The organism is Mesorhizobium sp. M2A.F.Ca.ET.039.01.1.1 (assembly GCF_003998035.1).
Lineage (GTDB): Bacteria > Pseudomonadota > Alphaproteobacteria > Rhizobiales > Rhizobiaceae > Mesorhizobium.
This window is the reverse complement of the sequence record NZ_RZRY01000054.1, coordinates 1-17,011: the sequence shown is the minus strand read 5'-3', so window position 1 is coordinate 17,011 and position 17,011 is coordinate 1. Positions and strand designations below refer to the sequence as shown.

Sequence of the window (17,011 nt, the reverse complement as noted above, 5' to 3'; positions counted from 1 at the left end):
GCATGGGTTTTGTCGTCGCCGGCGTTGCGGCAATGACCATTCCGGCCGGCCGGGCGGGAGCGATCCCGGGAAAAGCGTGAACGGTCGGGCGACGATCTCGCCTTGCAGTTGCGCCGTTCTTCCTCGCCGCCTATCTCGGGGGCGTCGCTTCTCGATGAGGGGTCTGCACCCGCCGTGATCCTAGATGCTGCCCGCGCCGCCGCCAGCCGGCTGTTCTCGCCTGAATTCCGTTTCGTCTTCCTCAAGACGCTGGGGCTGACGCTGCTCGCTCTGCTGGCGCTGTGGGTCGGCGCCGAGAGCCTGCTCGAATGGCTGGCCTGGCCGTGGCTGCAGACGCTGCTGCCGGGCCTGCCGTCCTGGGCCGGGTGGCTGGGCGGCATCATCGCCGGCATTGTCCTGGCGGTGGGGATGGCCTTGCTCATCGCGCCTGTGACGGCGATCGTTGCCGGCCTGTTCCTCGACGATATCGCCGAAGTCGTCGAGCGCACCGACTATCCCGACGATCCGCCCGGCCGCGCCGTGCCGGCGCTGCATTCGCTGGCGCTGGCGATCAAATTCTTCGGCGTGGTGGTTCTCGGCAACATCGTCGCGTTGCTCTTGCTGCTGGTGCCGGGCGTCAACATTGCCGCCTTCTTCATCGTCAACGGCTATCTGCTCGGCCGCGAATTCTTCGAATTCGCCGCCATGCGTTTTCGCCCTGAAGCCGAGGCCAAGGCGCTGCGCCGCAAATATGCCGGCACGGTGTTTCTGGCCGGACTGGTCATTGCCCTGTTCCTCGCCGTGCCGCTGCTCAACCTTCTGACGCCGCTTTTCGCGGCCGCCATGATGGTGCATCTGCACAAGGCGGTTTCGGCGCGGGGCCCGGTCTAGTCCTGCTCCTTGCCCTCCCGGAACAGCGCCTGCAGCTTGCCGAACGGCATTGCCGCCCGGGTGAAGCCGAAAGTGCCGTCCTGTTGGATCTCGCGCGCCGCCGTCTCCAGCATGCCATAGGCGAAACTGGTCAGCCACGGCCCGAGCGAGATGCGCTTGACGCCGGCCATGGCGAGGTCGGCGACGGTGAAACCGGGGCGGGCCATCACATTGACCGGCCGGCTCACCGACGAGCAGATCGTGCGCACCATGTCGACGTCGCTGATGCCTGGCGCATAAAGCACATCGGCGCCGGCCTTCTCGAAGGCCTGCAGCCGCTTGATCGTGTCGTCGAGGTCCGTCTTGCCCCAGAGGAAATTCTCGGCCCGCGCGGTGAAGACGAAATCGTGCTTGAGCGCCCGGGCCGCCTCGACGGCGGCCGCGACGCGTTCGGTCGCATGAGAGAAATCGTAGATCGGGTTGGCGGGGTCGCCCGTGTGGTCCTCGATCGAACAGCCGGCGAGCCCGGCGGCTTCCGCCGCGAAGATCGTTTCGGCGGCCTGCTCGGGGCTGTCGCCCTTGCCGCGTTCGAGATCGGCCGAAACCGGCAGGTCGGTTGCCGCGGTCACGTCGCGGCAATGGTGGATCATGGCTTCGAAGGTCACGGCGCCGTCCGGCAGGCCGCGCGAGAAGGCGAAGCCGGCGCTGGTCGTGGCCAGCGCCTTGAAGTCGAAGGAAGCGAGAAGCTTGGTCGTGCCTATGTCCCAGGGGTTGGGCATGACGAAGGTGGAGGCATGCAGATCGCGAAAAATCTTGCCCTTGTCCATGGCGGATCCTCAATCATGAGCGGGGTTATGCGGGGAATTTATCGCGGCCGTTCCCCCCGGGCAAACGAATGCGGCTGGCTCAGAAGCGTTTCTCGTTCTCTGCTGACAATTTCTCGAATGCGTCGGAATTCCGAACGTATCGCGATCCGGTCTTGTCCCAGTGATAGGTGACGGAAATGTCGTGCGAGACTGCCTTGGGCGCCGGCTCCTCGCAGCTTTCACCGCTGGGCTTGGTGGCGTCGGTCACGGTCACCCTGATCGCGGCATAGGGCTTTTCACTTCCGCGCGTCTGGAAGGAAAGGTCCTGGGTGCGTTTGTAGGCGCAGACATTCTCGTCGAATGTGTTGATCTGGTCGATCGGTTCGAACCGATCGTTGCGGACCAGGATCAGGATCGTGCCGACATAGCCCTGGTTCGAATTGAAATGCGTGCTCATGGTAATGAGCGCGTCGTCGCCGGGACCGATCGCGAGCTTTCCCGGATCGCGAAAATAAGTGCCCTGGTCGGTTCCGACATTGACGGCGTCGAGCAGCTTCGGCTTGCCGGTGAGGTCGTAGAGCGCCAGCACGGCAAATCCCTCGGCGCTGTCTTGCGCCTGGCCGAGGTCGAGAAGCATCGCCAGCCGCTCCTTGCCGCCGGCCTTGATGGCCAGCACCGCAGCATTCGGCAGGTTGATGGTTTCGGGCGCCGATCCGCCATCGTTGCCGCCGAGGATGTCACGCATCTCGATCGGTGCGCTGCCGTTATAGAAACCGTTATCGCCGGCCTGGAGGTCAGGCACGATCATTTTGGCAAGGTCGAAATAGGTGGCGTCCTGATGTCCGGGAATGGTGCTGCTGAGTTCCGGAAAACTGACGGCTTCGGCGCGCGCGACCGTCCATATGGAAGGCAGCAGCAGGCAGGCGAGCATGAGACGGGATAGAATGGAAATCATCGAAAAACACCCCCGGGCCGCACGCTAGCACGGAGTCCTGAAGTGTACAGCCGATCAGCGGATCGGCACCAGCTTTGCCAGTTCCCGCATGTCGTCGAATAATATGCCGCCGGCCGCCGCGAGGCCGTCACGGTCGGTGAACGGATCGGCGTGGTAGGAGAAAACGCGCATGCCGGCGGCTATGCCGGCTTGCGTTCCCGCGACGCTGTCCTCGATGACGATGCAGTCGACCGGCGCGAAGCCCGTCGTCTTGGCCGCATGCAGGAAGAGGTCCGGGAACGGCTTGCCGCGCCCGACCATGGTGGAGGAGAACATGGCGTGCGCGAACAGCGGCAAAAGCCCGGTTTGGCCGAGCGTGATATGCATTTTCGAGACCCGAGCCGAGGAGGCGACGCAATAGGCGATGCCGGCCGCGCGGACGGCTTCGACGAACTCACGCACATAAGGGATCGCCTCGACGCCGTGCGAAAAAAGATCCGGCAGGCCGGCATTCCAGCGCTCGACGAAGTCGGCGCCGAGTCTGACCTCGGTCGCCTCTTCGATCTCTTTTTGCACCGAGACCATGCTGCGGCCGGAGAAGTGCTTTCGGCAATATTCGAAGTTCGTCGCAAAGCCGGCGGCGCTCAGCCATTCGGCGAGGCGCCGATTGGCAAGGTTTTCCGTGTCGACCAGGATCCCGTCGCAGTCGAAAATGACCAGTTTTGGAACTTGCATTAGGCGGTGCCGGTCGACCCGAAACCGCCCGCGCCGCGCGTCGTGCCGCCGGCCAGCGCGCGCTCCTCGACCGTGACCTGGGTCACGGCGGCGAAGACGATCTGGGCGATGCGCATGCCGCGCGTCACCGCGAAATCCTCATCGCCGAGATTGACCAGCAGCACTTTCACCTCGCCGCGATAGTCGCTGTCGACGGTGCCGGGCGAGTTGAGGACCGTGAGGCCATGCTTGAAGGCAAGGCCCGAGCGCGGCCGCACCTGGCCTTCCATGCCTTCCGGAATTTCCAGGACGAGCCCGGTCGGCACCAAAGCGCGTTTTCCCGGTAGGATGAGCAGCGGCCGGTCTTCCGGCACCGCGGCCCGCAAATCCATGCCGGCGGCGCCCGCGCTCTCATAGGCCGGCAGAGGCAGGCCTTCGCCATGCGGAAGCCTGACGAAACCGACGGTGGGGCCGATGACGGAGGAAGGATGGACAGCCGTGCGCATGAGCCCATTCCTATGGGAGCGAATGCCGATTCGGTCAACTCGAGATCAGAGCCTATCAACGGCTTTCTTTCTGGCGTGACTATGACCTCGCCATTAACTTTGGCGATTGGCGAGAACGCCCATCACGTCGTCATCCACGGGCGGAGCGACGCGTAGCGGAGCGCAGACCCGAGGATCCATTCCGTTACCTCGACCGTGGAAAGCGGCGGAGCAGAATTCTGCACCGTAGCGGTGCGTCGAAGTCACGGAATGGATCCTCGGGTCTACGCGCGTCGCTTCGCTCCTTGCTCCGCCCGTGGATGACGAAGAGGCCTTGGCTACCTACCGCAGTTCCACCGGCACCACGGTCGTCTCCTTGATCTCCTCCATGACGAAGGAGGCCGAGACGTCCGACAATGCCACCTTGGCGATCAGCCGCTGGTAGAGGCGGTCATAGGCCTTCACGTCGGCGACGCGGGCTCTCAGCACATAATCGAGGTCGCCCGACATGCGGTAGACGCCGGTGATCTCGGGAAAGCCGGTCACGGCCGCGCGGAATTTCTGCAGCCAGTCCGGGTCATGATTGGAGGTGCGGATCAGGATGAAGACGGGGAGGCCGAGGCCCAGCTTCTCGGCATCGACCAGCGCGACCCGGCCGGTGATGATGCCGTCCTCCTCGAGCCGTTTGACGCGCCGCCAGCAGGCGTTGCGCGACAGCGCCACGCGCTCCGACAACTGGTCGACGGAAAGCGTGCCGTCGCGCTGCAGTTCAGCCAGCAATCTTCGATCGATTGCATCAAGTTCCATCGACATATTGGGATGAATGTCCCACAAAATAACAAAAAGCAAGGACGAAATGGGACAGATGAACCAAAGCCCCGTGGCACGATACTCATCATCGGGGCTCATCCCGGCAGGAGGGATCACCATGACGACCAGGCTTACGGCACTCTTCACCTCGCACCCGGCCAAGGTCGGCGAGAGCTATTTCGGCCACATGGCCTTTGCCGCCTGGTTCTGCTCGCGCCTGTCGATGGCCGCGTGCGCCGCGCTCGTTCACGCTTTCTTGCCATTTCTGTTCGAAACTACTGCGAGCCGAATCGTTCGCGAGCTCTATGAGCGCACGCACAACAGAGGTTCGCACGCGGTCAAGGAGCCCCAGGCTCTGATGGATCGCGCCTAGGAATGGTGGAAAGCGATGTGCCGGTGGGCGGCCTATCTGGGTGAAGCGGTCTTCCTCGAAGACATCATCACCGCGCCCTGTCATTCGCTGATCGCCCAGAGCCATTGCGCCCAGGAAGCCAAGTCGCCGACCAATGGCGACGGTTTTGGTCTCGCCTGGTATGGCGACCGGCCCGAGCCCGGGCTCTACCGCGACATCCTGCCGGCCTGGTCCGACCCCAATCTGAAGAGCCTTTGCCGGCAGATCAAATCCGGCCTGTTCCTCGCCCATGTCCGTGCTTCGACCGGCGGCGCCACCAGCCGCATGAACTGCCACCCGTTCATCTCCGGCCGCTGGTCGTTCATGCATAACGGCCAGATCGGCGGCTTCGAAAAGATCCGTCGCGCGCTGGAGAATTCGCTCTCCGACGAGGTCTTCGACCAGCGCGAGGGCACGACCGATTCCGAGCTCTTCTTTCTCCTGATGATCGACCAGGGGCTGGCGGCGGACCCGCAAGGCGCCGTGTCGCGGGCAACCGGTCGCGTCGTCGAAGCCTCGCGCCGTGCCGGCATCGAGCCGGCCCTAAAGCTGACGGCCGCCTTTTCCGATGGTGAAACGCTCTACGCCGTTCGCTATGCCACCGACAACCATGCGCCGACGCTCTATACCGGCGCCTTCGCCAGGCGCGCCGGCCATTGCATCGTCTCCGAACCCTTCGACCGCGACGGCGGCGACTGGCACGCGATCCCGCCCTCGAGCTTCGTCGCCATGACGAGGGACGGCACCAGCATCCGGCCGTTCGCGCCCGCACCGGCCAGGCTGGCATTGGTCGGCTGAAGCAGACCTGCCGAGACGCCCTCCGGGCAGAGATCAGCAAAACGTAAGCGCGGCGTAAGGACGCCAAAGCGCCATCCTGCCATCTGTGGCGCCAGACGAGCGCCGAATTCATCCGCGCGCCCGAAAACGCATCGACAAGGGATGACAGACAATGTGCAGGTGGGCAGCCTATCTCGGCAACGCGATCTTCCTGGAGGACGTCATTGCGGCGCCCTCCCATTCGCTGGTCATTCAGAGCCGGCAGGCGCGGGAGGCGAAATCCCCGACCAATGCTGACGGCTTCGGAGTGGCTTGGTACGGCGATCGGCCAGAACCCGGCCTCTACCGCGACATTCTGCCGGCCTGGTCCGACCCCAATCTCAAAAGCCTTGGCCGCCAGATCAAGTCCGGCCTGTTCCTCGCCCATGTGCGCGCCTCGACCGGCGGCGCCACCAGCCGCATGAACTGCCATCCCTTCGTCTCGGGCCGCTGGTCGTTCATCCATAACGGCCAGATCGGCGGCTTCGAGAAGATCCGGCGCGCGCTCGAGAACTCGCTCGCCGACGACTTGTTCGATGAACTCGAGGGGAGCACCGATTCCGAATTGTTCTTTCGGCTGATGGTCGGCGATCGGCTCGCCGACGATCCGTATGGCGCGGTATCGCGGGCCGCCGGCCGCGTGCTCGAGGTTTCGCGCCGCGCCGGGATCGAACCGTCACTGAAGCTGACCGCCGCCTTCAGCGACGGCCAGGCACTTCACGCGGTGCGTTATGCCACCGACGACCAGGCGCCGACGCTCTACACCGGCGCTTTCGCCAAGGGGGTAGGTCGCTGCATCGTCTCCGAGCCGTTCGATCGCGACGGCCGCATCTGGCACGAGATACCGCAGTCGAGCTTCGTTACCATGACCCGCGGCGGCACCAGCATCAGGCCTTTCGCGCCGGCCGTCGCGCGTTTGGCGATGGCGGGTTAAGGCAATCGGTCCCTGCTGGTCCCGAGACTATTTTCGCCGACCTTCGGGCTACCGGGCGAAGCGCTCCAGCCCATAAGGCGTCAGCAGCACATCGCGCTCGCCCTCCAGGATCTCGCGGGCGGCAAACAATCCCAGGACTGGCGCCAGCGTGATGCCCGAATGCGTGACGGCGACATAGAGGCCGCCGGCGCCTTCCGCGCGGCCGACGATCGGAAAGCCGTCGACCGGGGTCGGCCGGTAGCCGACGGTGTGGAAATCGAGCTCCAGCCCGTCCGCGCCGCGCAGCATCGCTTTCATTGCCGCAAATAGCTCGCGCGCGGCTGTGTCCGGATGCTCGCCCGGATCGCCGCCGCCGAAATCGGAGCCGGCGATGATGCGGCCCTCGGCCGTCTGGCGCATATGCAGCCTGTCGGCCAGCACCAGCCCATTGAGCAGCTTGTCGTAAGGGCGCGAATGCACGATCAGGCCGGGTGGGGTCTCGATCGGCAGCTCGATACCGGCCGTTGCCGCGATCGCCGGAGCCCCGGCGCCGGCGGCGATCACCACGTCGTCCGCCCCGATGATTTCGCCCGAAACGACGACGCCCGTGACGTTCCCGTTGACCAGCGCCAGCCTGTCGACGGTTCCTGCGGCGATCCGCGCGCCTCGCCGTTCGGCATCGGCCAGCAGCGCCTTCGTGGTCGCCACAGGCTCGGCCACGCCCTCCTCGGCAACGCGAAGGGCAAAATCGGGAAGCTCGGCGAGGTTGGGCTCGATTTGCCCCGCCCGCCTAGCGTCGACGCGCTCGATGCCATAACCCCATGACGAGTGTTCGGCCGCATAGGCTTCGAGCCTGTCCGGCGGCAGGTCGAAGCAAAGGCCGCCGCACCAGACGAGCGGCAACCTGGGCAAATCGCTCGCCATACGCTTCCATTCGGCCATGGCGCGGATGCGCAGCTGGAAATAGATCTCGGGATTGCCCCAGCTTGCATTGATCCAGGCAAAGGAATTGGGGGTCGCGACACCGCCAGCGCCACTCTCGGAAACCACCGTCACCCGCGCGCCGGCTTTCGTCAGGTGCCAGGCGATAGAAGCGCCGATGATTCCGGCGCCGATCACGATGACTTGCTTTGGACTGCTCATGCTGGGCCTCGGGGAGAATTTTCCCCGTCATGCCACCGCGCCGTCCTGACCTCAAGCAAAGAAGCAGCTACGCGCTGTCCGCTATTGCCTTCTGGCCCCCGGCGAGCAGGCTCGCCAGCTCTTCACAGCGCCGCATGAGACGTGACGAATCGACCTTCTTCGCGACCGCCAGCGCCGTGCCGAGCTCCAACTCCGCGCCAGTACGATCGCCGAGTTGGATGAGAAGCGCCGCGAGCGAAAGCCTGGCGTCCGCGCAATTGGTCGGCGAACCGATCTCGGCCCAGCGCGAGCATGCGGTCTGCAGCTCCCGCACCGCTTCGGTGAAGCGATTTTCCCGCATCGACAGTTCCGCCTTGGCCTCGGCGGTCAATGCCCGGATCGAGGCCATCGGCCAGCGCTGCGGTTCGCTTTCCAGTTCGGCGATCACCGCTTTCGCGCGCTCCAGCCGATCGGTCCGCGCCGCTGCCTTGGCAAGCGTGGCGAGAACCATGCCCCGACGCTGCAGCGTCGGCCAGCCGTTCCCGACAAGCGACCGCTCAAGGGCGCTGAATGCGGCTTCCGCCTGGCCGAGCTCCATCTGCAGCAGCGCAAAGCCTGGCTGCGGATCCCAGCCAGCGGCATGGGACGCGCGATAGGCTGCATCCGCCTCGACGAAATCGCCTGCGGCGAGATGAATGTCGCCCAGCACACGTAAGGCATCGCCTTTCGCCCAGGGCGCATCGAGCGTAAGCTGATCGAGCGCCGCGCGCACCAGAGCCTCAGCCTCCCTCAGCGTGCCATGGACGCCGAGCACCTCGGCCCGATGCAGCCGACACGAGCCCGTAAGTTCCTCCAGCCCATGCCCTCTGCACCAGCCCTCGTAGCTGAGGCTCCATTGGTTGGCTCGCGCCCAGTCGCCGAAATTGCGGCAGGCCCAAAGGATGTTGCAGTAGAGGATGCCGCCGACGATCGGGTCGACATCGCTGGAGAGGCCGAGCGCGGCGGCAAAATCCTGGTCCTCCTGACCGGCTTTTGTTTCCCCAAGGCAAAGCTTGAAAAAGCCGCGATAGATAAGGCCGAGCGATTCCACGACTGGGTCTTCGAGATTTTTGCCGACCTCGAAAGCTTGCTCGGCAAGAGCGAGCGCATGCTCCGGCTCGGCCTCCGCGCCCTTGATGCGCGCGCCCATCCAGCACCAGAGGCCATGTTCCCTGCTCTCGGTTGCTTTGTCGATCAGCTGCGCGGCACGCTTGTGCCAGCCCTTGGCCGCAGCAAGCTCTCCTCTCTCGAGATGGATCATGGCAAGGGTGATTGCCGGGGAAGCCGCCCGCAGGCGTTCGCCGGCCATGCCGTATTCCGTTGCCGCGCGCGTCAGGAGCGGGATCGCTTCTGAGGGCCGCCCCATGCATTCCAGCGCCAGCGCCCATTCTTCGAGGTCGGCCGTCAGCAACTCGTCGGCGGCATCTGCTTCCCTGAAAGCGGCCGCGGCCTCGTGCCATTTTCGCGCCGCGACGGCCGCGCGTGCGGCCAGGATTTGCGTACCTGGGCTGGAACGCCTGCTGCCCGTATCGGCCGGCGCCGGCCCCTTTTCCGAAGCGGCTGCCTGGTCGAGGCAAATACGGTAGCCGAAGCGGGGCAGGTTGCGCAGCGCCGTCTCCATGCCGCCTTGGCGCAGAACGCTTCGGGCTAGGCTCGCGACACGCTGCAGCGAAGCCTCGGTCACCGTCACGCCCGGCCAGAGCGTTTCAAGCAACTCGTCCTTGCTCAAGGCGCGGTCCTGGTGGCGCAGCAGGATGGCGAGGAAATCGAAGACGAGGGGCTGCACCTCGATCTCGTTTCCGGCGAGACGAATGGCGCGGGAGCTCTCGTTAAGCTCGAAGTCGCCGAAGCAATGAATTCCCATCGGCAGCAATCCCGGTAACGGCAATAGGCAAAGGATCAGAACAAGATAAGGACGGCGTAAGGACTGTCGGCCGCCGGTTCCGTAATTCTCCGTCTGCCTGGCGGGCCAAGCGAGAGTTTACCTCAGCTGCCCCAGGGATGTCACCGGCACCGATTTGGTCGAGTGCCCGGCGGCATTTGAACCTCAGATGAAGGAGTTTGTGACATGCAGAAATACATCATCGAGCGCGAGATCCCGAAGGTCGGCACCTTCGAGCGCGAGCAGCTTCGCGATGCGTCCAAGGCCTCGAACGCAGTCCTTGCCGAGCTCGGCCCGGACATCCAGTGGGTGGAATCCTTCGTGGCGGACGACAAGACTTTCTGCGTCTACCTCGCCAAGGACGAAGCGATCATCCAGCGCCACGCCAAGATGAGCGGCTTCCCGGCGACCAAGATCACCCAGATCAAGCGCCTGTTCGATCCGACGACGGCCTACGCCGCCGCCTGATGGGAGGGGATCGATCGTGAAGCGCTTTACGGAAATCGTCCTTGCTGTCGGCGTCTCGGCGCTGCTTTGCGGCGCCGCGGTCGCCCATGACATGCCCGATCCGGTGCTCAACCGGTCTCGGGACATGGCGGCCAAGTACCTCGACATCAAGGTCGCCAAGGCGGACGGCTACCAGCAGCTGTTCGAATGCACGACGCATGACGAGCACGGCACGATGGGGGTCCATTTCATCCATCCTGGCCGCGCAGGCGACGGCAGGCTGGTGCTCGGCGAACCCGACGTGCTGACCTACGAGCCGGAAGCCGATGGCTCGATGCAGCTTGTCGGCATGGAATACATCGTCTTCGAGAAGGACTGGAAGGGCAAGGGCGTTCCTGAATTCCTCGGCCGCACGCTGCAGCGCAAGACGACGGTGGGTATTCACCCGGTGGATCCCTACTACGAGCTCCATGTCTGGCACTGGCGGCACAACCCGGCCGGCATGTTCGCCGACTGGAACCCGTATGTGAGCTGCGAACACGATCGGTCCTGACGACCCGTCGGCACAGCCTCCGGGAGGGCCGTGGACGGCCCTCCCGCTTTCATCATTCAACCGCAAGGGAGATACGACCATGTCCATCCTTGGGCAGGAATTGATCACCGACCGGACGGTTCTCAGGCGCCTCTTTGCCGCAGCCGTCGAAACCTGCCACTCCGGCATAGTGCTCGTGGCGCGCATCGTGCGCATTCGCAGGGACCGGGCCAGGCTGGACGAGCTGCCGGATTATCTGCTGCGCGACATCGGCGTCGGTCGCTCGGAGATACGATCGATCACCAGGTTCGGCCGCAGGGAGCATGGCGAGGCCTGACTATGTGCAGGGCCCTGCCGTGGCGGCGAACGCGCCCCCTGCGAACCGATCCGCCCGAAACTGTCGACAGGCCGGCCATGCGCTGCTAGAAGCCCGCGCCACAGACAGGATTCCAAAAAATTGGCAGAAGACATCGAACAGGCGGTATCGCGCCGCCGCACTTTCGCGATCATCGCCCACCCTGACGCCGGCAAGACCACGCTCACCGAAAAGCTGCTGCTGTTCGGCGGCGCCATCCAGCTTGCCGGCGAGGTCAAGGCCAAGAAGGACCGCATCCAGACGCGGTCCGACTGGATGAAGATCGAGCGCGAGCGCGGCATCTCGGTCGTCACCTCGGTGATGACCTTCGAATATGACGACAACGTCTTCAACCTGCTCGACACGCCCGGCCACGAGGATTTCGCCGACGACACCTACCGCACGCTGTCTGCGGTCGACTCCGCCGTCATGGTCATCGACGCCGCCAAGGGCATCGAGCCGCGCACGCTGAAACTGTTCGAGGTTTGCCGGCTGCGCGACATCCCGATCATCACCTTCGTCAACAAGATGGACCGCGAGAGCCGCGATCCGTTCGAGATTTTGGATGAGATCGAGCAGAAGCTGGCGCTCGACACCGCGCCCGTCACCTGGCCGATCGGCCGCGGCAAGACCTTCTCGGGCACCTATCATCTGGCGCAGAACGCGGTGCGCAGGAGCGACGACGAGAAGGAACGCACGCCCGTCAACGGTCCGGATTCCAACCGCGTCGCCGGGCTTTTGCCGGAGAACGAGCGCAACGACTTCATCGAGGAACTGGAGTTGGCGCGCGAGGCCTGCCGGCCGCTCGATATCGACGCTTTCCGCGAAGGTCATCTGACGCCCGTCTATTTCGGCTCGGCGCTGCGCAATTATGGCGTGCGCGACCTGATCGAGGCGCTCGGCGCCTATGGCCCGCCGCCGCGCGCTCAGGAGGCCGATGAGCGTACGGTCGAGGCGACGGAGGACAAGATGACGTCCTTCGTCTTCAAGATCCAGGCCAACATGGATCCAAACCACCGCGACCGCATCGCTTTCGTCCGCGTCTGCTCCGGCAAGCTGGAGCGCGGCATGAAGGCCAAGCTGGTGCGCACCGGCAAGCCGATGAGCCTGTCCGCGCCGCAATTCTTCTTCGCCCGCACCCGCGTCACCGCCGACGAGGCCTTTGCCGGCGACGTCGTCGGCATCCCCAACCACGGCACGCTGCGCATCGGCGATACGCTGACCGAGGGCGAGGAGATCCTGTTCCGCGGCGTGCCGAACTTCGCCCCGGAAATCCTGCGCCGCGTGCGCCTCGGCGACGCCATGAAGGCCAAGAAGCTGAAGGAAGCGCTGCACCAGATGGCCGAGGAGGGCGTGGTGCAGCTCTTCTCGCCGGAGGACGGTTCGCCGGCCATCGTCGGCGTCGTCGGCGCCCTGCAGCTTGACGTGCTGAAGGAACGGCTGAACATCGAATACACGCTGCCGGTGGATTTCGAGATGTCGCGCTTCTCGGTCTGCCGCTGGATCGCGGCCGACGACAAGGCGGAGGTGCAGCGTTTCATCGAATCGCATCGCGGCGACATCGCCCGCGACCTCGACAACGATCCGGTGTTTCTGGCCCAGCACGCCTTCTCGCTGAACTATGAGGCCGAGCGCTGGAAGGCGATCCGCTTCACCGCCGTCAAGGACTACCAGGTCCGCGATAAGGCGGCGTGAGCGCTGCCTTGCCTTCTCCCACAAGGGGAGAAGGGAAAGTCGCGCTCACCCCTTCGCCGCTTCCTCGATCTTGGCGATATCGATCTTGCCCATCTGCATCATCGCCGACATCACGCGCCCGGCCTTCGCTCTGTCCGGATCCAGAAGCAGTTTCGGCAACTGCTCCGGCACGACCTGCCAGGAGACGCCGAATTTGTCTTTCAGCCAGCTGCACTGGCCGGGCTCGCCGCCCTCGGTGAGCTTCTCCCAGAAATAGTCGACCTCTTCCTGCGTCTTGCAGTCGATCGACTGCGACATTGCCTCGTTGAACTTGAAGTAGGGACCGCCATTGAGCGCCTGGAACGGCACGCCATCGAGCTCGAACGTGGTCATCAGTACCTTGCCCTCATCGGGGTGACCCTCGGGCCAGCGCAAAACGCTCAGCACTTTCGAGTTCCTGAAGATGGATATGTAGTGGTTCATCGCCTCCTCGGCCTGGCCGTCGAACCACAGGCAGGTGGTGATCTTTTGCATGTCGTGCTCCTCGGACTTATGTTGCTTACATCGTCAACGGCGGGTCGGCGATTTGTGCCGTTCATACCGTCTGCCTCAAGGACGGATCGATATGGCGCGATCCGACAGCGATTTCAGATTTTCCTGAAGAATCCTGGCGCAGCGCAAAATTGTGGCAAGGCCGGATCATGGTCGCTATAACCGCTGCCGACCAAAATTTGAGCGCCGCCCGCCGCGCATCGGCGTGGCCAGCCAGCAAGGACAATGCAATGCCTGCCTATCGTTCCCGTACCACCACCCATGGCCGCAACATGGCCGGCGCCCGCGGCCTGTGGCGCGCCACCGGCATGAAGGACAGTGATTTCGGCAAACCGATCATCGCGGTGGTCAATTCCTTCACTCAGTTCGTGCCCGGCCACGTGCACCTGAAGGATCTCGGCCAGCTGGTCGCGCGCGAGATAGAGAAGGCAGGCGGCGTCGCCAAGGAGTTCAACACCATCGCCGTCGACGACGGCATCGCCATGGGCCATGACGGCATGCTCTATTCGCTGCCGTCGCGCGAGCTGATCGCCGATTCCGTCGAATACATGGTCAACGCGCATTGCGCCGACGCCATGGTCTGCATCTCCAATTGCGACAAGATCACCCCCGGCATGCTGATGGCCTCGCTACGCCTCAACATCCCGACCGTCTTTGTCTCCGGCGGCCCGATGGAGGCCGGCAAGGTGGTGTTGGCCGGCAAGGCGCAGGCGCTCGACCTTGTCGACGCCATGGTCGCTGCCGCCGACGACAAGATATCCGACGAGGACGTCAAGGTCATCGAGCGCTCGGCCTGCCCGACCTGCGGCTCGTGCTCGGGCATGTTCACCGCCAATTCGATGAACTGCCTGACCGAGGCGCTAGGCCTGTCGCTGCCGGGAAATGGCTCCACCTTGGCCACCCATGCCGATCGCAAGCGCCTATTCGGCGAGGCCGGCCATCTCGCCGTCGATCTCGCCCAGCGCTATTACGAGCAGGACGATGAAAGCGCGCTGCCGCGCAGCATCGCCTCCAAGGGCGCTTTCGAGAACGCCATGGCGCTCGACATCGCCATGGGCGGCTCGACGAACACGGTGCTCCACATCCTCGCCGCCGCGCATGAGGGCGAGGTCGACTTCACCATGGAAGACATCGACCGGCTGTCGCGGAAAGTGCCGGTGCTCTGCAAGGTGGCGCCGGCCAAGTCCGACGTGCATATGGAGGACGTCCACCGCGCCGGCGGCATCATGGCGATCCTCGGCCAGCTCGACCAGGCGGGCCTGATCAACCGCGACCTGCCGACGGTGCACACCGCTACGCTCGGCGAGGCGCTCGACCATTGGGACATCGCCCGCACTTCGGCCGAGAATGTCCGCGACTTCTTCCGCGCCGCCCCCGGCGGCGTGCCGACCCAGGTCGCCTTCAGCCAGGACCGCCGCTGGGACGAGCTCGACCTCGACCGGGAGAAGGGCGTGATCCGCTCGGCCAAGACGCCGTTCTCGAAGGATGGCGGCCTTGCTGTGCTGAAGGGAAATCTGGCGCTCGACGGCTGCATCGTGAAGACCGCCGGCGTCGACGAGTCGATCCTGAAATTTACCGGCCCGGCCCGCGTCTTCGAAAGCCAGGATGCGTCCGTCAAGGCGATCCTAGGCAACGAGATCAAGGCCGGCGACATCGTCGTCATCCGCTATGAGGGGCCGCGCGGCGGTCCAGGCATGCAGGAGATGCTCTACCCGACCAGCTACCTGAAGTCGAAAGGCCTCGGCAAAGCCTGCGCATTGATCACCGACGGCCGCTTCTCCGGCGGCACGTCGGGCCTGTCGATCGGCCACGTCTCGCCGGAAGCCGCCGAGGGCGGCGCGATCGGCCTGGTCCAGGAAGGCGATACGATCGAGATCGACATCCCCAACCGCACCATCCGGCTCGCCGTCAGCGATGCCGAGCTCGAAGCGCGCCGCGCGGCGATGAACGCCAAGGGCCCGGACGCCTGGAAGCCGGCCGAAAAGCGCAAGCGCAAGGTGACGACGGCCCTGCGCGCTTACGCCGCCTTCGCCACCAGCGCCGACAAGGGCGCGGTGCGGAAAGTGCCGGAGTGAGGAGCGCTTCTCCTTCTCCCCTTGCGGGAGAAGGTGGATCGGCGCGCAGCGCCGAGACGGATGAGGGGTGTTCCAGCGGAGTGAGACGCTGGCGAATTCCGACTGGATAAACGGCGCCGCCAAGCTGGAACACCCCTCATCCGGCCGCTTCGCGGCCAACTTCTCCCGCAAGGGGAGAAGGTGGGCGCCGCGCCTACGGCATCAGCTGATATTCATAAAGCTTCTGATAGAGCCCGCCTTGCTTGAGCAGGGTCTTGTGCGGGCCGCTCTCCTGCACCTTGCCCTTTTCCAGCACCACGATGGTGTCGGCCTGGTGCACCGTCGACAGCCGGTGCGCGATGACGATCGTCGTGCGTCCGACGGTCAGTTGCTGCAGCGCGTCGCGGAACAGCGCTTCCGATTCGGCGTCGAGCGCGCTGGTCGCCTCGTCGAGCAGCAGTATCTCGGCATTGCGCAGCATGGCGCGCGCAATCGAGATGCGCTGGCGCTGGCCGCCGGACAAAAGCGAACCGTTTTCGCCGACCTCCGTCTCGTAGCCCTTGGCCATGGCGCTGATGAAGTCATGCGCGTTGGCGGCCTTGGCTGCGGCGATCACCTCTTCATCGGTCGCGTCCTCGCGGCCGAGGCGGATATTGTGCATGATCGTGCCGGCGAACAGGAACGTGTCCTGGCTGACATAGGCGATCTTCTTCCGGAGCGAATCGAGCGTCGCGAAGGAGATGTCCTGGCCGTCGAACATCACCCTGCCGGTCTGCGGGTCGTACATGCGCATGATCAGGTTCAGGATCGTCGACTTGCCGCTGCCCGACGGCCCGACCAGCGCCGTCATCTTGCCGGCCGCGAGCGTCAGGTTGAAGCCCTCGAACACCGGCGGGCTTTCCGGATAGGCGAAGCTGACATCGTCGAAGCGGATTTCGCCCGGTCCAGGTTGCAGCGGCCTCGCGCCAGGCTTTTCCGCGAGCGTCAGCGGCCGGTCGGCGAGCTGGAACATCATGCGCACGCCGACGATGCCGGTCTCGAGCGAGATGCGAACGCGGGCCAGGCGCTTAGCCGGCTCATAGGCGAGCAGCAGCGATGCGATGAAGGCCATGATGTTGCCCGGCATCTGCCCGCCCTGCAGTACCAGGAATCCGCTGATGAAGACCGCGCCGGCGATTGCCAGGCCGGCAATGGTTTCCATCACCGGGCTGGTGGCCGCCTCCAGCGTGGCGATGTTGTTGGCGCGGTTCTCGACGTCGGAGACGGCCTGGTACATGCGTTTGCGCATCGCGCCTTCAAGGTTGAAGGATTTGACGACGCGTACGCCGATCGCCGTTTCCTGCATGACATGAACGATCTGCCCAAGCGAGCGGAACTCCATGGCGGCGATGTTGCGGACGCGCTTCAGGATGCGGTTGACGCCGTAGATCGCCACCGGCCCGACGACGAAGCAGATCAGCGACAGCGCCGGCTGTTGCCAGATCATGACACCGACGAGCACGGCCAGCGTCACCAGGTCGCGCACATAGGACGTTACGACGAGATCGAGCACGCTGCGCGCCGCCTGCGCGTTGTTGGTCATGCGGGCGATCAGATCGGCCGACGAGGTCGAATGGTAGAACTCGATGCCTTGCTC

18 protein-coding genes are annotated in these 17,011 nt (G+C 64.7%); 9 read left to right on the top strand and 9 right to left on the bottom strand.

Annotated elements, in window-relative coordinates:
* Positions 1-174 precede the first annotated feature (174 nt).
* A complete protein-coding gene (locus EOA24_RS07280) occupies positions 175-870 on the top strand; it encodes a sulfate transporter family protein (protein WP_126079737.1) in 696 nt (231 codons plus the stop codon).
* Here EOA24_RS07280 and EOA24_RS07275 read toward each other — a convergent pair.
* The 5 genes from EOA24_RS07275 to EOA24_RS07255 all read right to left on the bottom strand — a co-directional run bounded on the left by EOA24_RS07275 (position 867) and on the right by EOA24_RS07255 (position 4,601).
* Positions 867-1,676, bottom strand: coding sequence for an oxaloacetate decarboxylase (locus EOA24_RS07275; protein WP_127257822.1), 810 nt, complete (start codon positions 1,674-1,676; stop codon positions 867-869). The two genes, EOA24_RS07280 and EOA24_RS07275, sit on opposite strands and share 4 nt — an antisense overlap.
* A gap of 79 nt (positions 1,677-1,755) precedes the next feature.
* Positions 1,756-2,610, bottom strand: a complete 855-nt coding sequence (locus tag EOA24_RS07270) for a hypothetical protein (protein WP_126079735.1) — start codon at positions 2,608-2,610, stop codon at positions 1,756-1,758.
* 54 nt (positions 2,611-2,664) lie between these two features.
* The gene (locus tag EOA24_RS07265; protein WP_126079734.1) at positions 2,665-3,324 is read right to left on the bottom strand and encodes an HAD family phosphatase; all 660 of its coding nucleotides are present in this window, start codon (positions 3,322-3,324) and stop codon (positions 2,665-2,667) included.
* Positions 3,324-3,809: a dUTP diphosphatase gene (gene dut / locus EOA24_RS07260; protein ID WP_126079733.1), complete on the bottom strand. Its 486-nt coding sequence runs from the start codon at positions 3,807-3,809 to the stop codon at positions 3,324-3,326. The genes EOA24_RS07265 and dut overlap by 1 nt, the downstream gene beginning before the upstream one ends.
* A 321-nt stretch (positions 3,810-4,130) precedes the next feature.
* On the bottom strand, positions 4,131-4,601 hold the full coding sequence (locus EOA24_RS07255) for an Lrp/AsnC family transcriptional regulator (RefSeq protein WP_126079732.1): 471 nt from the start codon (positions 4,599-4,601) through the stop codon (positions 4,131-4,133).
* Between the two features lie 115 nt (positions 4,602-4,716).
* Here EOA24_RS07255 and EOA24_RS07250 point away from each other — a divergent pair, with 115 nt between their 5' ends.
* From EOA24_RS07250 to EOA24_RS07240, 3 genes are all read left to right on the top strand, one after another.
* Positions 4,717-4,971 carry a DUF6356 family protein gene (locus tag EOA24_RS07250; protein WP_126079731.1) on the top strand — a complete coding sequence of 85 codons (255 nt, stop codon included), beginning with the start codon at positions 4,717-4,719 and terminating at the stop codon, positions 4,969-4,971.
* Positions 4,972-4,986: 15 nt separating this feature from the next.
* Entirely contained in the window at positions 4,987-5,787 is an 801-nt protein-coding gene (locus EOA24_RS07245) for a class II glutamine amidotransferase (RefSeq protein ID WP_126079730.1), read from the top strand.
* Positions 5,788-5,938: 151 nt separating this feature from the next.
* Positions 5,939-6,739 carry a class II glutamine amidotransferase gene (locus EOA24_RS07240; RefSeq protein ID WP_127257653.1) on the top strand — a complete coding sequence of 267 codons (801 nt, stop codon included), beginning with the start codon at positions 5,939-5,941 and terminating at the stop codon, positions 6,737-6,739.
* A 48-nt stretch (positions 6,740-6,787) separates the two neighbouring features.
* Here the strand turns inward: EOA24_RS07240 and EOA24_RS07235 are convergent, their stop codons facing one another.
* Together EOA24_RS07235 and EOA24_RS07230 are read right to left on the bottom strand one after the other, a co-directional pair.
* Positions 6,788-7,861: an FAD-binding oxidoreductase gene (locus tag EOA24_RS07235; protein WP_126079728.1), complete on the bottom strand. Its 1,074-nt coding sequence runs from the start codon at positions 7,859-7,861 to the stop codon at positions 6,788-6,790.
* 67 nt (positions 7,862-7,928) lie between these two features.
* Positions 7,929-9,743, bottom strand: a complete 1,815-nt coding sequence (locus tag EOA24_RS07230; protein WP_126079727.1) for a winged helix-turn-helix domain-containing protein — start codon at positions 9,741-9,743, stop codon at positions 7,929-7,931.
* Between the two features lie 204 nt (positions 9,744-9,947).
* Here EOA24_RS07230 and EOA24_RS07225 point away from each other — a divergent pair, with 204 nt between their 5' ends.
* From EOA24_RS07225 to EOA24_RS07210, 4 genes are all read left to right on the top strand, one after another.
* Positions 9,948-10,229: a DUF4242 domain-containing protein gene (locus tag EOA24_RS07225; protein WP_126079726.1), complete on the top strand. Its 282-nt coding sequence runs from the start codon at positions 9,948-9,950 to the stop codon at positions 10,227-10,229.
* Between the two features lie 16 nt (positions 10,230-10,245).
* Positions 10,246-10,761 carry a hypothetical protein gene (locus tag EOA24_RS07220; protein WP_126079725.1) on the top strand — a complete coding sequence of 172 codons (516 nt, stop codon included), beginning with the start codon at positions 10,246-10,248 and terminating at the stop codon, positions 10,759-10,761.
* A 79-nt stretch (positions 10,762-10,840) separates the two neighbouring features.
* On the top strand, positions 10,841-11,077 hold the full coding sequence (locus EOA24_RS07215; RefSeq protein ID WP_126079724.1) for a DUF1127 domain-containing protein: 237 nt from the start codon (positions 10,841-10,843) through the stop codon (positions 11,075-11,077).
* A 120-nt stretch (positions 11,078-11,197) separates the two neighbouring features.
* Positions 11,198-12,790, top strand: coding sequence for a peptide chain release factor 3 (locus tag EOA24_RS07210; protein WP_126079723.1), 1,593 nt, complete (start codon positions 11,198-11,200; stop codon positions 12,788-12,790).
* Between the two features lie 45 nt (positions 12,791-12,835).
* On the opposite strand, the gene EOA24_RS07205 is transcribed toward EOA24_RS07210, so the two are convergent.
* Positions 12,836-13,303 (bottom strand): VOC family protein, encoded by a 468-nt coding sequence (locus EOA24_RS07205; protein ID WP_126079722.1) that lies wholly within the window; start codon positions 13,301-13,303, stop codon positions 12,836-12,838.
* Positions 13,304-13,551: 248 nt separating this feature from the next.
* Here EOA24_RS07205 and ilvD point away from each other — a divergent pair, with 248 nt between their 5' ends.
* On the top strand, positions 13,552-15,396 hold the full coding sequence (gene ilvD / locus EOA24_RS07200; protein ID WP_127409697.1) for a dihydroxy-acid dehydratase: 1,845 nt from the start codon (positions 13,552-13,554) through the stop codon (positions 15,394-15,396).
* A gap of 193 nt (positions 15,397-15,589) precedes the next feature.
* Here ilvD and EOA24_RS07195 read toward each other — a convergent pair.
* On the bottom strand, positions 15,590-17,011 hold a 1,422-nt coding region (locus EOA24_RS07195), incomplete at its 5' end, for an ABC transporter ATP-binding protein (RefSeq protein WP_133374476.1).